This is a genomic window from Nostoc paludosum FACHB-159, assembly GCF_014698835.1.
GTDB classification, from domain to species: domain Bacteria; phylum Cyanobacteriota; class Cyanobacteriia; order Cyanobacteriales; family Nostocaceae; genus Nostoc; species Nostoc paludosum.
In genome coordinates this window covers 32740-48115 of the sequence record NZ_JACJTU010000016.1, presented here as the reverse complement: position 1 = coordinate 48115, position 15376 = coordinate 32740, and the positions used below count along the sequence as shown (strand labels likewise).

At 41.3% G+C, this 15376-nt stretch carries 13 protein-coding genes; 10 read left to right on the top strand and 3 right to left on the bottom strand.

The features are described from left to right. Positions 1 to 50 precede the first annotated feature (50 nt). The 5 genes from H6H03_RS17630 (at position 51) to H6H03_RS17610 (ending at position 8146) form a co-directional block, all read left to right on the top strand. Entirely contained in the window at positions 51 to 2576 is a 2526-nt protein-coding gene (locus H6H03_RS17630; RefSeq protein ID WP_190956374.1) for a proteasome protein, read from the top strand. Between the two features lie 92 nt (positions 2577 to 2668). Next, positions 2669 to 3517 carry an Rpn family recombination-promoting nuclease/putative transposase gene (locus H6H03_RS17625; protein ID WP_190956373.1) on the top strand — a complete coding sequence of 283 codons (849 nt, stop codon included), beginning with the start codon at positions 2669 to 2671 and terminating at the stop codon, positions 3515 to 3517. Between the two features lie 51 nt (positions 3518 to 3568). Next, the gene (locus H6H03_RS17620; RefSeq protein ID WP_190956372.1) at positions 3569 to 3811 is read left to right on the top strand and encodes an aspartate aminotransferase; all 243 of its coding nucleotides are present in this window, start codon (positions 3569 to 3571) and stop codon (positions 3809 to 3811) included. A gap of 78 nt (positions 3812 to 3889) precedes the next feature. Beyond that, entirely contained in the window at positions 3890 to 6862 is a 2973-nt protein-coding gene (locus H6H03_RS17615; protein WP_242057892.1) for a molecular chaperone, read from the top strand. A gap of 174 nt (positions 6863 to 7036) precedes the next feature. Continuing rightward, entirely contained in the window at positions 7037 to 8146 is a 1110-nt protein-coding gene (locus H6H03_RS17610) for a hypothetical protein (RefSeq protein WP_190956371.1), read from the top strand. Positions 8147 to 8217: 71 nt separating this feature from the next. On the opposite strand, the gene H6H03_RS17605 is transcribed toward H6H03_RS17610, so the two are convergent. Together H6H03_RS17605 and H6H03_RS17600 are read right to left on the bottom strand one after the other, a co-directional pair. Beyond that, positions 8218 to 8397 (bottom strand): high light inducible protein, encoded by a 180-nt coding sequence (locus H6H03_RS17605; protein ID WP_096540705.1) that lies wholly within the window; start codon positions 8395 to 8397, stop codon positions 8218 to 8220. 259 nt (positions 8398 to 8656) lie between these two features. Continuing rightward, complete coding sequence (locus H6H03_RS17600; protein ID WP_190956370.1) at positions 8657 to 9382, bottom strand: cytochrome b/b6 domain-containing protein; 726 nt, start codon at positions 9380 to 9382, stop codon at positions 8657 to 8659. A gap of 313 nt (positions 9383 to 9695) precedes the next feature. On the opposite strand from H6H03_RS17600, the gene H6H03_RS17595 reads away from it, so the two are divergent. Together H6H03_RS17595 and trpD are read left to right on the top strand one after the other, a co-directional pair. Further along, positions 9696 to 10577: a DNA adenine methylase gene (locus H6H03_RS17595; protein ID WP_190956369.1), complete on the top strand. Its 882-nt coding sequence runs from the start codon at positions 9696 to 9698 to the stop codon at positions 10575 to 10577. Between the two features lie 90 nt (positions 10578 to 10667). Continuing rightward, positions 10668 to 11786, top strand: a complete 1119-nt coding sequence (trpD, locus tag H6H03_RS17590) for an anthranilate phosphoribosyltransferase (RefSeq protein ID WP_190956368.1) — start codon at positions 10668 to 10670, stop codon at positions 11784 to 11786. Here the strand turns inward: trpD and H6H03_RS17585 are convergent. Then, complete coding sequence (locus H6H03_RS17585; protein WP_190956367.1) at positions 11716 to 12768, bottom strand: retropepsin-like aspartic protease family protein; 1053 nt, start codon at positions 12766 to 12768, stop codon at positions 11716 to 11718. The genes trpD and H6H03_RS17585 overlap by 71 nt on opposite strands. A 302-nt stretch (positions 12769 to 13070) precedes the next feature. Between H6H03_RS17585 and carA the strand changes: the two genes are divergently transcribed. Genes carA through H6H03_RS17570 form a run of 3 tightly spaced genes read left to right on the top strand, consistent with a single transcriptional unit; the run spans position 13071 to position 14805 of the window. After that, positions 13071 to 14231, top strand: a complete 1161-nt coding sequence (gene carA / locus H6H03_RS17580; RefSeq protein ID WP_190956366.1) for a glutamine-hydrolyzing carbamoyl-phosphate synthase small subunit — start codon at positions 13071 to 13073, stop codon at positions 14229 to 14231. A 24-nt stretch (positions 14232 to 14255) separates the two neighbouring features. Next, positions 14256 to 14426 carry a hypothetical protein gene (locus H6H03_RS17575; protein WP_190956365.1) on the top strand — a complete coding sequence of 57 codons (171 nt, stop codon included), beginning with the start codon at positions 14256 to 14258 and terminating at the stop codon, positions 14424 to 14426. 34 nt (positions 14427 to 14460) lie between these two features. After that, positions 14461 to 14805, top strand: coding sequence for an STAS domain-containing protein (locus tag H6H03_RS17570; RefSeq protein WP_244918039.1), 345 nt, complete (start codon positions 14461 to 14463; stop codon positions 14803 to 14805). Positions 14806 to 15376: the final 571 nt, after the last annotated feature.

The following is a 15376-nucleotide window of genomic DNA, read 5'->3' as shown; positions in this document are numbered from 1 at the left end:
TTTATATGTTATAAAGCTCAGAGAAATTTATGTTAGGCGGAAACTACTCTATGGAACCAGACAAACTGGCTAGTTTTAAAGAGTACGGTGAATTCATCCTCCGGAAGATAGATTCTGTACCTGAATACCCTTCACAACAAGAAGATTGGGTTCCGGCTAGCCTTGATGATTGTCTCCGTCGTCTGCGGGAAGCTGCGGAAAAAACTGTAGATCTTGCCACTTCGCCTGTGAAAATTGGTGTGATGGGGGAATTCAGTAGCGGCAAAACTTTACTTTTAGGCAGCTTGATTGGATATGCAGATGCTTTACCAGTCAGTGAAAACCCGACTACAGGTAATGTCACTGCCCTACACATCATCCCCCAAGATGACTTTGCAACTACGCAACTCAGCAATTTTACTGTAGAATATCTTTCCCATGAAGGGGTACACGAGTGTCTGCGTTTCATGCTGGGGGAAGCCAATAAACGGACAACAGCGGCGGGGCTTCCTCCCATACCAGTATCAAAGCTGAATTCTGGCAAAGATATTATTGGTTGGTGTGAGGAAGCATGGAACAGTTCTAATAATTTAGAATTACGGTATTTATTGAGAGAGTTAGTATTATTTTTACGAGCTTATCAAGCGTATGGCGAAGTAATGTGTAGTGGGCGCTACCAAATTGATGCTACCACCGCCCGCGAAGGGCTACAGCTAGTGGAACAGCCGATGGCCATCCAAACTCTCAAATTTGAAGATTTACCGCCAGCCCATATTCGATTACCGAGTCCACCCCAGAGGCTACCAACGAAATTATTACAAAACAGCTTTCCACTGATTCGCCGCGTAGATATTGATGTCAAAATCTCACGGGAAATTTGGGATGTTACGGGTGCTGCTAAATTTATTCTGATCGATTTTCCCGGATTGGGAGCTGCTAATTCCGGTGCTAGAGATACGTTTTTGTCGCTGCGAGAATTGGCAGAAGTACAAACAATTTTAGTACTGCTAAATGGTAAATCACCAGGAAGCGATCGCGCTAATAAAATCTTTACGATGATGCAGCAGCAGCGACCTGGACAAGATCTCAAAGATTTGATTCTCGTTGGTGTGGGTCGCTTCGATCAACTACCTTTAGAAAGTGAGGGTGGTGAAAGAGAACTCGACCAACTAACCGAAGATAGGGATTTGCATGAGGAAATTGTTTTGCAAAAACTCAAAGTTCTGCAAACAACTATTGATGGTGCAAAGGCGTTTACAACTCAAAAAGACCGCATTGTTTTACTGTCACCACTGTTAGGACTGGCTGATTTAGCAAAACGTTCAACTAAAGTCAAAGCAGGTTCGCCAGAGTTTTTAGCTAACTTGGATTATCCTGATTACTTAGACAGATCTAAACGGCTACAAGATAAATGGGGACGCTTAAGCCAACAGCTTTTAGACTCTGATACTCGCAGCTATTTGGGCAGACAATTAGGGTACTTTGCTCAAGATGGTAGCCTTGCAAAGCTACGAGAATTGATTCAAAATCACGTTGCTACTCATGGTCTCAAGCAATTGTATGAAGATACTAAAAGGGCTGCTGATGTAGTTAGTCAACAACAAGATCATTTGAAAGATATCATAGATGAAATTCACGAGCAAGGCATCCCCACAGGAGACAGTCCCGCTTTTGTTGAGTTGCGGTTTGTGGTGGAAACTTTAGATAAAATCTACAGAAATTTTCAAAAAAATTTAGCTAAAGAACCACTTAAAGACCGACGCGGTGTAGTTGTTAGCGATATAGTTAAAGACGAACTTACCTTTAAAATACTTAATTGGAGCCAGTGGACTTTACTGTTTAATAAAGTAAACAATGGTAGCATCACTCTCGCTGAATCTAAAGGTGCAGCAGGAAAATTATTTGATAGAGGAAACCGTCTGAATAGTTCTCTACCTACAAAGAGTGATGATTTTTATCCAATATTTGAAAAAACCGTTAAAGAACTAGAAGAATTTGCCCGCGATCGCATTCGTCAGGCTGTGATAGATTTGTTGAACCAATTATCAAATCAGGTAGCCCCAGAACGCGACCAATTGAAAGCAATTCTTAACCCAGAAATGGAACAAGAAATCGAATCAAAATTTGGTGTGGAAGAAGCCGACCTCTTTTATAAATTATTACTAGGATGCGACCCCAACCAATGGAAAGAAGCAATCATTTCTGAAATTAGTAACCAAGACAAAACCGTTGCACCGGAAATCATTTTTCCTTTAGCGCGTCAAGACGATAAACACAACGTTGGTCAAATCTTTGACTGGGCACCAGAAAAAAGCCAAGGCTTAGGTAGATCCAGTAATCACCAACTTTTAGTACTGCGACTGCGAGATGAAATTACTGCTAGCGCCAGCCTTCATCTTGTGCAGTATGTTAGTGAAGTCAATCAACAAATTAATTCCGAATTAGAAGGCATTTTGGATCAAATTATTCCGAGTTTGCAAAACCTCTCCAAAAAAGAAGCATTACTGAGATATTTAACAGCTGGTGATATGCCATCTGAGGTAGCAGTTCCTACTTGGTTGCAGCTTCTTTCAGATATTGCCGCTGTTTCTTATTAAGATGTTTTTTGATGAACTAACTCACACGATTTTGGACTGAGAATTTGCAATGCTTTTTCAAAGCGATCGCGTAGGGTTACAAGGGTATATTTATGAGACGAGATGCGATTTTTTATACGCTTTTTAAGCGTGTTCCAGGGTTGCTTTTTGAGTTAGTAGAACAGCCACCAGCCGAAGCTGCTAACTATCGCTTTGAATCAGTTGAAGTTAAAGAACCAACATTTCGGATTGATGGAGTATTTTTACCTCCACCTGATGCAACATCTCAAATTGTCTTTTTTGCTGAGGTGCAATTCCAAAAAGATGAGTTACTGTACCATCGCTTTTTCTCGGAATCGATGCTGTATATGTATCGCAACCCAACACTTTATGATGACTGGTACGGAGTAGTTATTTTACAGTCTCGCAGCTTGGAACCGGAAAAAACCACTATTCACAGGTCATTAATAAACAGTTCCCAAGTACAACGCATTTATTTGGATGAGTTAGGTAATCCTGATGAGCAAAAAGTTGGTATCAGTTTGATGCAGTTAACTATCGCTTCAGAAACTCAAATGGTGGAACAAGCGAAACGTTTAATTGAACGAGTGCAACAAGAACAGATAACTGTTTTAGCGAAGGAGGAGATAATAGATGTAATCACAACAATCGCTGTTTATAAATTTGCCAACTTAAGTCGTGAAGAGGTAGAGGCCATGTTAGGAGTTAAGTTAGAAGAAACTAGGGTTTATCAAGAAGCCAAACAAGAGGGACTAGAACAAGGAGTAGAAATAGGACGAGAACAAGGAATAGAAATAGGACTACAGCAAGGAGTAGAGATAGGACGAGAACAAGCAAAACTTGAACTTGTACCTCAGTTCTTAGCTCTTGGTATGTCGATGGAAGAGGTTGCTAAATTACTTAATTTAACCATTGAACAAGTAAGACTTGCAGCTGAATAATCACATATTTTCCATAAATCTGCCAACTTAAGTCGTGAAGAGGTAGAGGCCATGTTCGGAATTAAGTTAGAAGAAACTAGGTTTTATCAAGAAGCTAAAGAAGAGGGGCGACAAGAAGGACTAAAACAAGCACGAGAACAAGGTATACAACAAGGGCGAGAAGAAGCAAAACGTGAACTTATTCCTCGCTTCTTAGCTTTTGGTATGTCGATGGAAGAAGTTGCTAAATTACTTAGTTTAACCGTCGAACAAGTAAGACTGATAAGCGAGCAAGAATCTTCAACATCAACTTAGTAATTATAGCGATCGCTGTTATATCAAAGAGCGATCGCCCTATAAAAAAGCCACCGTTAAACATAAATATTTGCTATAATGAATCCTTTTCAATTGAACAACTATACTGATAAACAACCAAACGAGAAACAACAAAAAAGATTTCCGGGATGGTTTGCGTTAGATTTTGGTACATCCAATTCTACAGTCACACTTTTCGATCCCATTGAAGTACCTATAGCTGAAATTTTACCGAAAGAACAAGAAATACGATTGCGCGATCGCTTATCGCAATGGTTGAGTTCTCCTGCTTCTATAGCTTTACCAGATGTCAGCGATGAGGATTGGGAAAAGTTTATTCTAGAAATTAGCAAAAACCTGGAAATAGAACCAAGAAAATTAAGTGAAGTTTTTGAAAGTGATAATAAAGAACGATTTTTAGAAGCGATTCGTCAAATTGAACTTTGTTTAGGAAATAGCGAAAGATTCCGTCGTGCTGTCAGCAAAAAACTCTATCAAATCTATCACGAAGTTTTCCGCGTTCCTACATTAGAATCGCAAAATCTCATCCCAGTTGTGTTGGATATAGATCGCCGTGAAACAGAAATTCCTAGCGAGTCGGAAATTTCCCATTTAGGCGAATTACAACTGCGGATGGGTAGGGAAGCTAGAGATAATAGAAAAAAAGCGATCGCCCAAGGTACAAGCAGTACTTTAAAAGAAATTATTAGCAGGTTTTATCATTCACCAAAACGCTATTTTGGTCAAGAGCGATCGTTTTCAGTTATTGTGGATGGTCAGGAAGAAACAATTACCGCCAAAGAATTAATTCAATCTGCTTGGGCGCATTTAATAAAGTTAACTGAAGATTACCGCCAACGGGCGCAACGCAGATTTTCTGAAGGGAATTTGTTAACAGCAGTTGTCACATATCCAACAGTTGCACCGCCGGTTGTTCGCAAGGAAGTTAAAGAATTAGTTGAACAATTGGCCATAGATGATGTCCAAACTGCTTATGATGAAGCTGTATCTGTGGCAATATTCTTTTTGTGGCGAGAATTTGGCGGTAATTTAAATATTGGTATTGAATCATTCAAAACTCGTTGTCGCCAAACTGGAAATAAATGGTCGCAAAATGTTCTTGTTTTGGATATCGGCGGCGGAACCACAGATTTAGCTTTGATTGAGTTAACTTTGGAAGATAAAACCCCAGCTTTTGCTGATTATGAAGACAGGGGTTTGGGAGGACGTTATTATAAACTGACTCCTAAACTATTAGGCTCATCTGGACATTTACAGTTAGGTGGTGAGCTAATTACACTGCGAATTTTTCGACTTTTGAAAGTGGCGATCGCTGATTTTTTATTAACAGCAGTTACCACAGGTGACATCGAAAGCGAAAAGCTAGAAGATTTAATTAATTCCGAGTTAAACGAGCGATTCTTAGAACAAGGTAAATTTAAAACTGGCAGTCTTTTGAAATGCCTGGATAAAGAAAATCCAGAAGGTGATGTTGCTTATAAAGATGCTCTTGATACTGCCGAAAAAGTATTACCTACCCGTTGGCAACAAGCGCCGCAACGCCTACAAACATTTTATCTTTTGTGGGATTATGCAGAAGCAGCTAAACTGAAACTTGGGCAAAAACCACCCACTGATGATTCATTATTAACCTTCACACTTTCAGAACAAGAAATTTCTGAACTCCTAAATCAAAGTGCCGTTAAATTGCAAATCAAAGACCCAAATAACATCTGCGTCACTCTAGACAATCATCAATTTGAACGAGCTGCGGTTTCAGGAATTAAAGAAGCGATCGGCATTGCTAAAGGATTGATGGAAAGCCGTTTGCGTCCCGATGATATCACTAAAGATTCTTGGAACTCTCAAAAAGTTGATTGGTTAATTCTGTCTGGAAAAACCTGTAATCTTGACTTAGTACAGCGGCAAATTTATCAAGAATTTAGTAAGTCACCCTATTTTGTTTGGAATCCAGAACGCATTACTTTTGTCTTAGAATTTACTAAATTAGCCACCTCTGCGGGTGCTTGCTATGCCGAAAAATTACGCAGATTGAGATTCGATCCAGAAGAATCAAAAACTTTGCTACGTAAGGGAGCTAATCAGTTAGAAATTGATGTTAAAAACCTATTTTATTATTTGCCTTGCAATTTCAAACGTAAAACCCAAAGCAACGATTTACTAACTATATTCAAAGCTGGTCAAGAACTTTATCAACTAGCATCTTGGGAAACTGTTGCCAAAGTTCGTACTCCTTGGCAAGGGATACAATTAACTAATATCATCTACCGCCAAGATTACGAAGAAGGAGATTTACGGCTTTGGGGTAGCTTCGACGGCAAAAACCTAATGAATAAATTAGGAATGGAAGAATCAGAGTTTTTGAAAAAAATCAAAATTCAGTTTGAAATCGACCAAACCCTCGAATTTAACGTGTTGCTTTGTCAGGGAAATCCTCATTATTTAATTGATGTTCCTGGCATTGATTTAGGAGAATTACTTTCAGAAAGTTCAGCGCTATTTGCTGACGGTAAATTGAAGTGGAATATTGCTGTAGAACGCCCCAATAAAGACTTAAATAATGGTGATATTGCCGTTAATGTCATTGAGTCCGCAACTGTAGATCGAGCAGATGCCTATCATTTAGTATTTGAAGTCGGAAATAGCGATCGCTCCTTCCACGAATTTCATTACTTGCGTGATGGCGTGACACAACCAGGAATCGGATTAATTAGTAATCCCTTACCTCCCTTCCCGAAAACTGGTCAGCACACTTTCTATGTTTATCAAACAGACGCCGAAACCCAAACAAAAAAATGGATCAGAATTGGCGCACTCAGTAAACCAGACATCACAACAGATTATCCTTGTCAATATCGCGTGAGTCTCGATAACCAAGGTATTTTACGGATGCACGCAGGTGAAGTACCTTATTGGACATCAACAAATCAAGAATGTCTTAAACAAGAAGGATGCGTTTATCTGGCTGAATTAGAATTACAGCCTAATGAAGTTGATAAGGAACGCGATCCATTTTGCGGTATACATTAGAATTTGTTCACGCAAAGACAAGGCAGCGCGTTGGGCGGGTTCCCCGACTTGAAGCGACTGCCGCGCAAAGACGCAAAGGTTTTATTGGCGTGTTGCGTCTGAGTGTGAGATAGAAAAAAGCTCTTTCTCTTTGCGCCTCTGCGCCTGTGCGTGAGATAAAGAAAGGTAATATAAATGCACCATTTCCGTCAATTATTAGAACTACAAAACTCACAATTAGCCCAATTATTACGGTTTAGTCTCTACGGTCTTGAAACTACTTTAAATCAGGCTCGTGCAGAATTTCCGCAAGATCCGGGAGTTGAGGTATGCGATGAGTTGCTGCAAGAACTTCATAACTTATTGCAACCTGCGCCTACACCTTTACACCCACATATTGGTTGGGAAGATGTAACTATGTCTTCCCAAAATACATTAAAACTCAATCATTTAAAAGAAGCTTTTAATTCTGATTCAGAACTTAATTATTATCTGGGTAATTCCCAACTGCAAAGCCAAACTGACCCAGATTTGTGGAATGAAATTCAACGCAAACTGTTGCGAATACCAGAAGATTTAGCTGCATCTTGGCGACAGCGTACTTTAGATATGGCTCAAGAAGTTGGCGCGATCGCCGACAATTATAATCTCTATGAACTTCCTTTTAGCCGTGATGAAATTATCTACCCTGGACTTAGCGGTACTGTTCAAACTCAGGGCTTAAGTTTATCTCAAAAAGCATTTTTAAATTATCAGAATTTCCAAAATAATGAATCCGATTTATCAACAGGATTCTTACTTTTATATACAAAATTTATTGAAATAGAACCAAACTTATATCATGCTTTAAAGAGTGTTTGTAGCTTTGATATTATCTCGCTAAATTCCAAACCAGAACAACAGAGTCAATATATTAATGCTTTGAGCGATCGCTGTCAACGCACCCAAAAAGCCGAAGAAAGTGCCGATCCCCTGTCCATTTTGCGTGCCTGGATTGACATGGATGAAGCAATACACTCTTTGGTGTTTGTACCACCAGCGGAACGTTATTCCTGGTGGGGTAAGCTACAAAATGAATCACGCCGCATTCTCAAGAAAATCGCTGATAAAGCTATTAATGCAGGTCATGAAGTGCGAATTCGCCAATTATCTGGACTTTACGCAGATATCTGTGCTTCATCCAAAGATGACTTACAACTAGATTTTGGCGGTACTCCTGGCGAAGTGTTAACTTGTCTGCGGGTATATGCGCGAATCAACCACGAAGAATCGCCAGGTCGTGTAATATTCCGTTCATCACGCTAGCTGCTGGCAATAGTCATTAGTCATCCGTATTTACAAAGGACAAATGACTAATGACTAATGCTAATGACTAATTATAAAATGCCCCAGAAGTGTAGAATCCCTTGACCGGAGAACGCTTCAATGAGAATGGCAGCTAAAAAACCAATCATTGCCAAACGACCATTCCAGTTTTCACTCTGAGGAGTAAAGCCCCAGCGTAAAGCATTAGGATCTTCTGAAACCGAAGGCACAGTCTTGTTAGCGTTTGACATAATTAACACTCCGAGCTTCTATGTTGTAACGGTTTTAACCGCATGTAAAGTAATGTATCAGATTTTTACGAAATTGCAACATAAACTAAAACTAAATCTGTGACACAGTATTTATTACGGACACGTAGCTTTTTGTGGCATGGTGGCGATGCCTACGGCGGCAAGCTACGCCTCAACAAAAAATGGCTTATGACTTTTCTTCTCTCTGTGTTCTCTGCGCCTCTGCGGTTCGTAAAGGCTTTAAGTGAACCATATTGGCTTATGACTCACCACCGGGGAAAAATAAAGGTAAAACGAACGCTGTTAAAATTCCGCCCAAAACAATCACCTCAATAATTCTGAGGTAAAAGTTATTTTGCATAAAATTACTTAATAGCGCACCAAAGTTAGCTGACCTACTCAACCAATCACGGAAACGGCTAGACCATCGGCCAGGACTATCTTCTGGTCGAAACTTCCAGGAAAACATCGAGAGTAACAACGGCGCACCACCCACCTTAGTAGACATCAAAACATGAATTGCCACACAGCAAACCATGACAACCCAAGCACTAAGGTGGAGAGAGTACCAAATATGATACACCTCTCCTCTGGGGAGCCACTCTTCCTTCATCATTCTGCCGGAGTTCACAGCCAAAATAGCAGCGATGAGCATGAAAGTGTTTGCCAAACGTTGCAAGCTAACCCACCAAATCGGCTTGCCAACTTGCCTCAATTGCTGTAAAGAATTAGATTGAACAAGCCGTTTTTGTCCAGCATGAAAACTATAGAGAGCAAAAGCAGGTAGAACAAGCAAGAAACATAATGCAATAGTGCCGTGAATGCCTTGAATATCTGGAAGTTGAGGAAATGGTATACTGCCAAAACGGCGATCGTAAGTGTTGTAAACTAGAAATCCAGTAATAATTGCTGCGATAACTAAAATTCCACTCGCGCCATGAAGAATTCGCAACAACAAAGGTTGATAGGGTACAGAACGAGTCATAAGAATGAGCAGAAGTTATAAGTTAATATTAAAAATTTTAGAGCTTATTAGGATTCCTATTTGATTGGCTGAAAAAAACCTCCTACAACTAAAAAAGCCTGATTTTCCACTCATTATTTATATATAGGACTCATATTTGATTTTTGAAATATATCTAGGGTGCGTTATGCCAAAGGCTAACGCACCAGCTAAATGTTTTGGTGCGTTAGCCTTTGGCATAACACTATACTTACTTATATTTTTTCACTAAATCAAATAGTAGTCCTATAGATAAGTTCAAAATACAAAGCAAATTACTATATAATTTTAGGCTATGATTAAAAGTCCTCTACGATATCCTGGTGGAAAATCAAAAGCAATCAATCAAATAGTCGAATACTTACCAGAAAATTTTGATGAATTCAGAGAGCCTTTCGTCGGTGGTGGTTCTGTATTTATTTATTTAAAACAAAAATTCCCCGATATCAAAATTTGGATTAACGATTTAAACCGGGAACTATTCTTATTTTGGAAGTTTGCCCAGATTGATATAGCTCAGTTAGTTAAAGAAATTCGGCATATTAAAATCAAACACACGGATGGTAAATTACTCTTTGCAGAACTGACTAGCGTAGATATCAATAATTTATCTGATTTGGAAAGAGCAGTTCGCTTTTTTGTACTTAACAGAATTACGTTTTCTGGTACTGTAGAATCAGGCGGTTTTTCCCAAGAAGCTTTTCATAAACGTTTTACTGATTCTTCAATAGAACGGCTAGAAAAATTAGAATCTATTTTGGCAAAAAATGTAGAAATTACTAATTTAGATTATAGTTATCTATTACAAGAAGAAGGTGAAAAAGTATTTTTGTTCTTAGATCCACCATATTTTAGTGCTACCAAATCAAAGCTATACGGCAAAGACGGTAACTTGCACACCTCATTTCAACATCAAAGATTTGCCGAACTGTTGCAACAATGTCATCATCAGTGGCTAATCACTTACGACGATTCTCCACAAATTCGAGAAAATTTTCAATGGGCTAATCTTTCAGAGTGGCAATTGCAATATGGCATGAATAACTACAAGCAAAGTGCTGCTGCCAAAGGAAAAGAGTTATTTATTACTAATTACAAACTTAAACTTGATTTAAATAAAAAATTACAAAATCAGAATCTTATGAATGCGGGTTTGCAGTTAAGCCTCGATCTTTAAATTGAACTTTGATGAAAACCAATTTTCCGGTAGGATAGCTCCCATACCCTGCAACGTAGCTACACCCTACAACACACACAAACCTTAGCTATGACTACTTCCCCAATACCTACACAAGAATCTTATTATGTTCTGCTGCAACAACTAATAGATGGTCAATCATTGTCGCGTACTCAAGCTGCTGAATTAATGCAAGGTTGGCTTAGTGAAGCTGTTCCTCCAGAGTTATCGGGAGCAATTTTAACAGCACTGAACTTTAAAGGCGTTTCTGCCGACGAGTTGACCGGTATGGCTGAAGTATTACAAGCCCAATCTATAGGAGTACACGGGGACGGGGGGACAGCGAGACACGGAGACACGGAGAATAATTTCCCCGCGTCAGAGCGTCTCCCACTCTCCGCGTCTTTTTCCGTAATTGATACTTGCGGCACTGGTGGAGATGGTTCGTCAACTTTTAATATTTCGACGGCGGTTGCCTTTGTTGTCGCCGCTTATGGCGTACCCGTCGCCAAACACGGCAATCGTTCAGCCTCAAGTCTCACTGGTAGTGCCGATGTGTTAGAAGCCTTGGGTGTAAATTTGAGTGCCTCTAGCGAACAAGTGCAAGCTGCTTTACAGGAAGTTGGGATCACTTTCTTGTTTGCCCCTGGTTGGCACCCAGCACTCAGAGCAGTCGCTTCATTACGCCGGACTCTCAGGGTGCGGACAGTGTTTAATTTACTCGGCCCCTTGGTAAATCCCTTGCGTCCAACTGGGCAAGTAGTGGGATTATTCACACCGAAACTTTTAGCGACGGTTGCCCAAGCTTTACAGAATTTGGGCAAGGAAAAGGCAATTGTGTTGCACGGACGAGAAAAACTCGATGAGGCTGGGTTAGGAGATTTAACTGACTTGGCGGTGTTATCTGAGGGAGAAGTGCAGTTAACTACCATTAATCCCTTAGATTTAGATGTCACACCTGCTCCCATAGGTATGCTCCGGGGCGGCGATGTGCAAGAGAATGCGGCGATTCTCAAGGCTGTACTCCAAGGTAAGGGAACTCAAGCACAACAGGATGCAGTAGCTTTAAATGCTTCGTTGGCGCTGCAAGTTGCGGGGGCAATACCTTTCCTCGATCATGGCCAAGGTATTAAAATCGCTAAGGATATCCTGCAAACTGGGACGGCTTGGACGAAGCTGGAGCAGTTGGTTCAATTTCTGGGGAATTGATTTGCGATCGCAATTGCGGGCGAAACTCTACCACATTACGCTTGATTGTGACATCGTAATTGCCAAAAAAGTCATGTCCTAAAAGTCCGGTTTCGAGTTCCGTACCAGCGATCGCCACCGGCACTCGATTCACTGTCACGCCGCCAAGTGCCATTGACTCAACATAACCCACAGGAAATTCTACGGCTCTAGAACTGGCGGTGTTTGCCTTAGCTCTCCCCACTGGCACTATTCCCAAAGAATCTGCCATGTCTTGGGTGATCACAGTGCCACTGGCTCCTGTATCTACAATCATTTCAAACTTTCGCTGCCCATTGAAAGTAACTTCCACAATTGGCGTACCACCAGCCCGCCTTTTAATTGGGGCTGTAAACACTGTTTGCTCTGGAATCACCACTGCTGATGAAGCTCTCTGTGTTTCTGGTGGTAATAATTGTTTTTGTACAGGAATCGATAGAGGCGAGGTGAACCTTGGTGTAGTTGCTGCTTGGGGAACCACAACTACTATTTTGTGAGGTTCCTGAACTGGCACAGGGCGAGGAGCTGCTTTTTGCTTGGCATATTTGATTTGCCGTTGATATTCTGTGATTTTGGATTGAGCGAAGGCAAACTCTGGGGTTTGTCGCTCTACTTTTTGCATCAGAGCGATCGCATCTTGATATTGACTCGCCACCAAATTCCAATCATCTGGAGATTGAGCAGATTGGCTGATACTCCAAGCACTGACAGCTTTATCTAACGCCAATTCAAAAATACTAGGTTCAGTTTCAGACGGCTGTGGCGGCTGTGCTTCAGGCGTAGCCGCTGGTGTTGCTGGTTCGGTGGCGGCAGGCTGTACTGATGCCAAATCGCCAATTGCCGCGGGTTGCTCATTGCCAGTAGTCGTAGTGTTTCGTTTGTCTTCACTACAGGCAACACTCAAAACCGCTAAAGCGCCGAATGCCAAAATTAGGGTTGCGCGGGAGAAAAAAGTGGGAAGCATAATTAATATTAACTGCCCAAGCTTCTGCAAATCCACTCTTTAAAAATTTTAAGTAAAAGGCAAGAGGCAATGGGTAAAAGGCAATAGGCAATAGGCAATAGGCAAGAGGCAACGGGTGATAAGGAATTTTAATTTTTAATTAACAACCTGAAAACTCTTAATTGCTCAACTTATGAGACAATCAAAGGTTGCAGTCTTCGAGAGTAGGAAAGGAAGTAAGAACTAAGGACTAGAGAAAAATTTTCTTTAGTACCCAGTACCCAATCCCTAATCCCCACTCCCCACTCCCCACTCCCCAATCTATGTCCTTGTCTGACGCAATACCAGCTTTACTTGTCTTGGCAGATGGAACCACTTATCGCGGTTGGTCTTTTGGTGCTACGGGAACAGCCATCGGAGAAGTGGTTTTCAACACTGGTATGACTGGCTATCAAGAAGTACTGACCGACCCTAGTTACTGCGGTCAGATTGTGATTTTCACTTATCCAGAATTGGGGAATACCGGTGTCAACCCTGAAGATGAGGAATCAGAACGCCCCCAAGTGCGGGGTGCGATCGCGCGTAACATTTGTAATCGGCCAAGTAACTGGCGATCGACCCAATCTTTACCTGACTACCTCAAACAGCACCAAATACCAGCTATCTATGGCATTGACACCCGCGCCCTCACCCGCAAAATCCGGATGTTCGGAGCCATGAACGGTGGCATTTCCACGACTATTTTGGATGAAGCGGAATTGCTAGAGCAGGTGCAGGCGGCTCCGAACATGACAGGATTGAATCTGGTTCGGGAAGTGACTACGCCAAAAACTTATGAATGGTCAGATCCCACAATTCCAGCCTGGGAATTCAACCCAGAAACTGCCAACAATATTGAGCAGCAACCCTTTACGGTTGTTGCCCTTGACTTTGGCATCAAACGCAATATTTTGCGCCGTTTAGCAAGTTATGGTTGTCGGGTGATTGTTGTACCTGCTGATACGCCACCAGAGGAAATTCTCAACTACAATCCTGATGGTGTCTTTCTTTCTAATGGCCCTGGCGATCCTGCCGCCGTCACCGAAGGAATTGCAACTGCCAAAGCGCTACTGGTGAGTCAAAAACCCATCTTTGGGATTTGTATGGGACATCAAATTTTGGGTCATGCCCTAGGAGCAGAAACCTATAAACTCAAATTTGGTCACCGTGGTTTGAATCAGCCTGCCGGTCTACAACAAAAGGTAGAGATTACTAGCCAAAACCATAGTTTTGCGATCGATCCAGATTCTCTACCCGCGACAGTTGTGGAAGTTAGCCACCTGAATTTAAACGATCGCACCGTTGCCGGGGTACGTCACAAATCCCTACCTATATTCTCTGTACAATATCACCCAGAGGCCAGTCCTGGCCCTCACGATGCTGATTACTTGTTTGAGCAATTTGTTCAAGCCATGCGAACAGCACGTCAAGGTGATGGTAACTAGGGAATGGAGAATGGGGCATAGGGCATGGGGCATGGGGAGATCAGGAGATGGGGAGATGGGGAAATAACCAATGCCCAATCCCCAGTCACCAGTCCCCAATACCCAATCCCCAGTCCCCAATCCCCAATGCTCCAACAGATTGTAGACAACACGCTCAAAAACCATCTATACTTGAGCGTTCACTTTAACTTATGAGGAGGGAATTATTGCTGAGCCACTGAATCTAACCGTGAGCCTGAGGGGCACTCGTGAAGTCCGGGATAACTGTCAGCTATTCCGCCTCACAGGTTTGTTAGATGCCTTTTCTGAGCCGACGTTTCGCAAGGTACTTGAGAGCAAGATTGAGGAAGGTCCTAAGCATATTATTTTGGATCTCTCACAAATCGACTTTATTGATAGCTCTGGATTGGGTGCTTTGGTGCAAGCAGCCAAGAAAGCTCAAAACGCTAATGGCACTTTGCAAATTGTCACGAATGCCCGCGTCACTCAAACGGTCAAGCTTGTTCGCTTAGAGAAGTTTCTCTCCCTGCAACAAACAGTTGAAGCGGCTCTAGAAAACGTCAAGCAGTCTTGATTGCTCGACCTCTTGAGATTAACTTGGCTATCTAGATTCAAGATCGGATAGCTAAATTTTTAAAACTTCTGGCAAAACCTCTCTCCTTGTGGGAGAGGCGCTAAGCCAGTTGAGTTATTATATTTAAAACTGACCAAGGTAAAGATATAAACAGCCAAACAATTTTAGATTTTGGATTTGTTGACCTTACTAAGGACAGTGCATATAGTTTGCTTATTTGCAAGAGTAGTGAAGTAGTTTTTAATCTAAAATCTCAAGTTGATTAGCACGTCAATTTTCAGAAGACGTTTATCAAGTATAAATGTTTAGCCCGATCCCCCTTAATACCCATTGAAAAGTGGGTAAATAAACTCCAACCCTACTGAAAAGAGGGAGATTTAGTCAGATTCTCTAGCTTATTTGTGTATCATCAAAAACTTGTCGAGTATTTTTTTAGAGAGATGACTGTTGGCTAGGATATTCGATAAAAACCAAAGCCAGAGAAAGTTTTAAGACATAAAATTAGACTGATTAATCTCGATCTAAACTTGACTCGATACTGTATAATTAAGGATAAATCCTTACTCAGTAA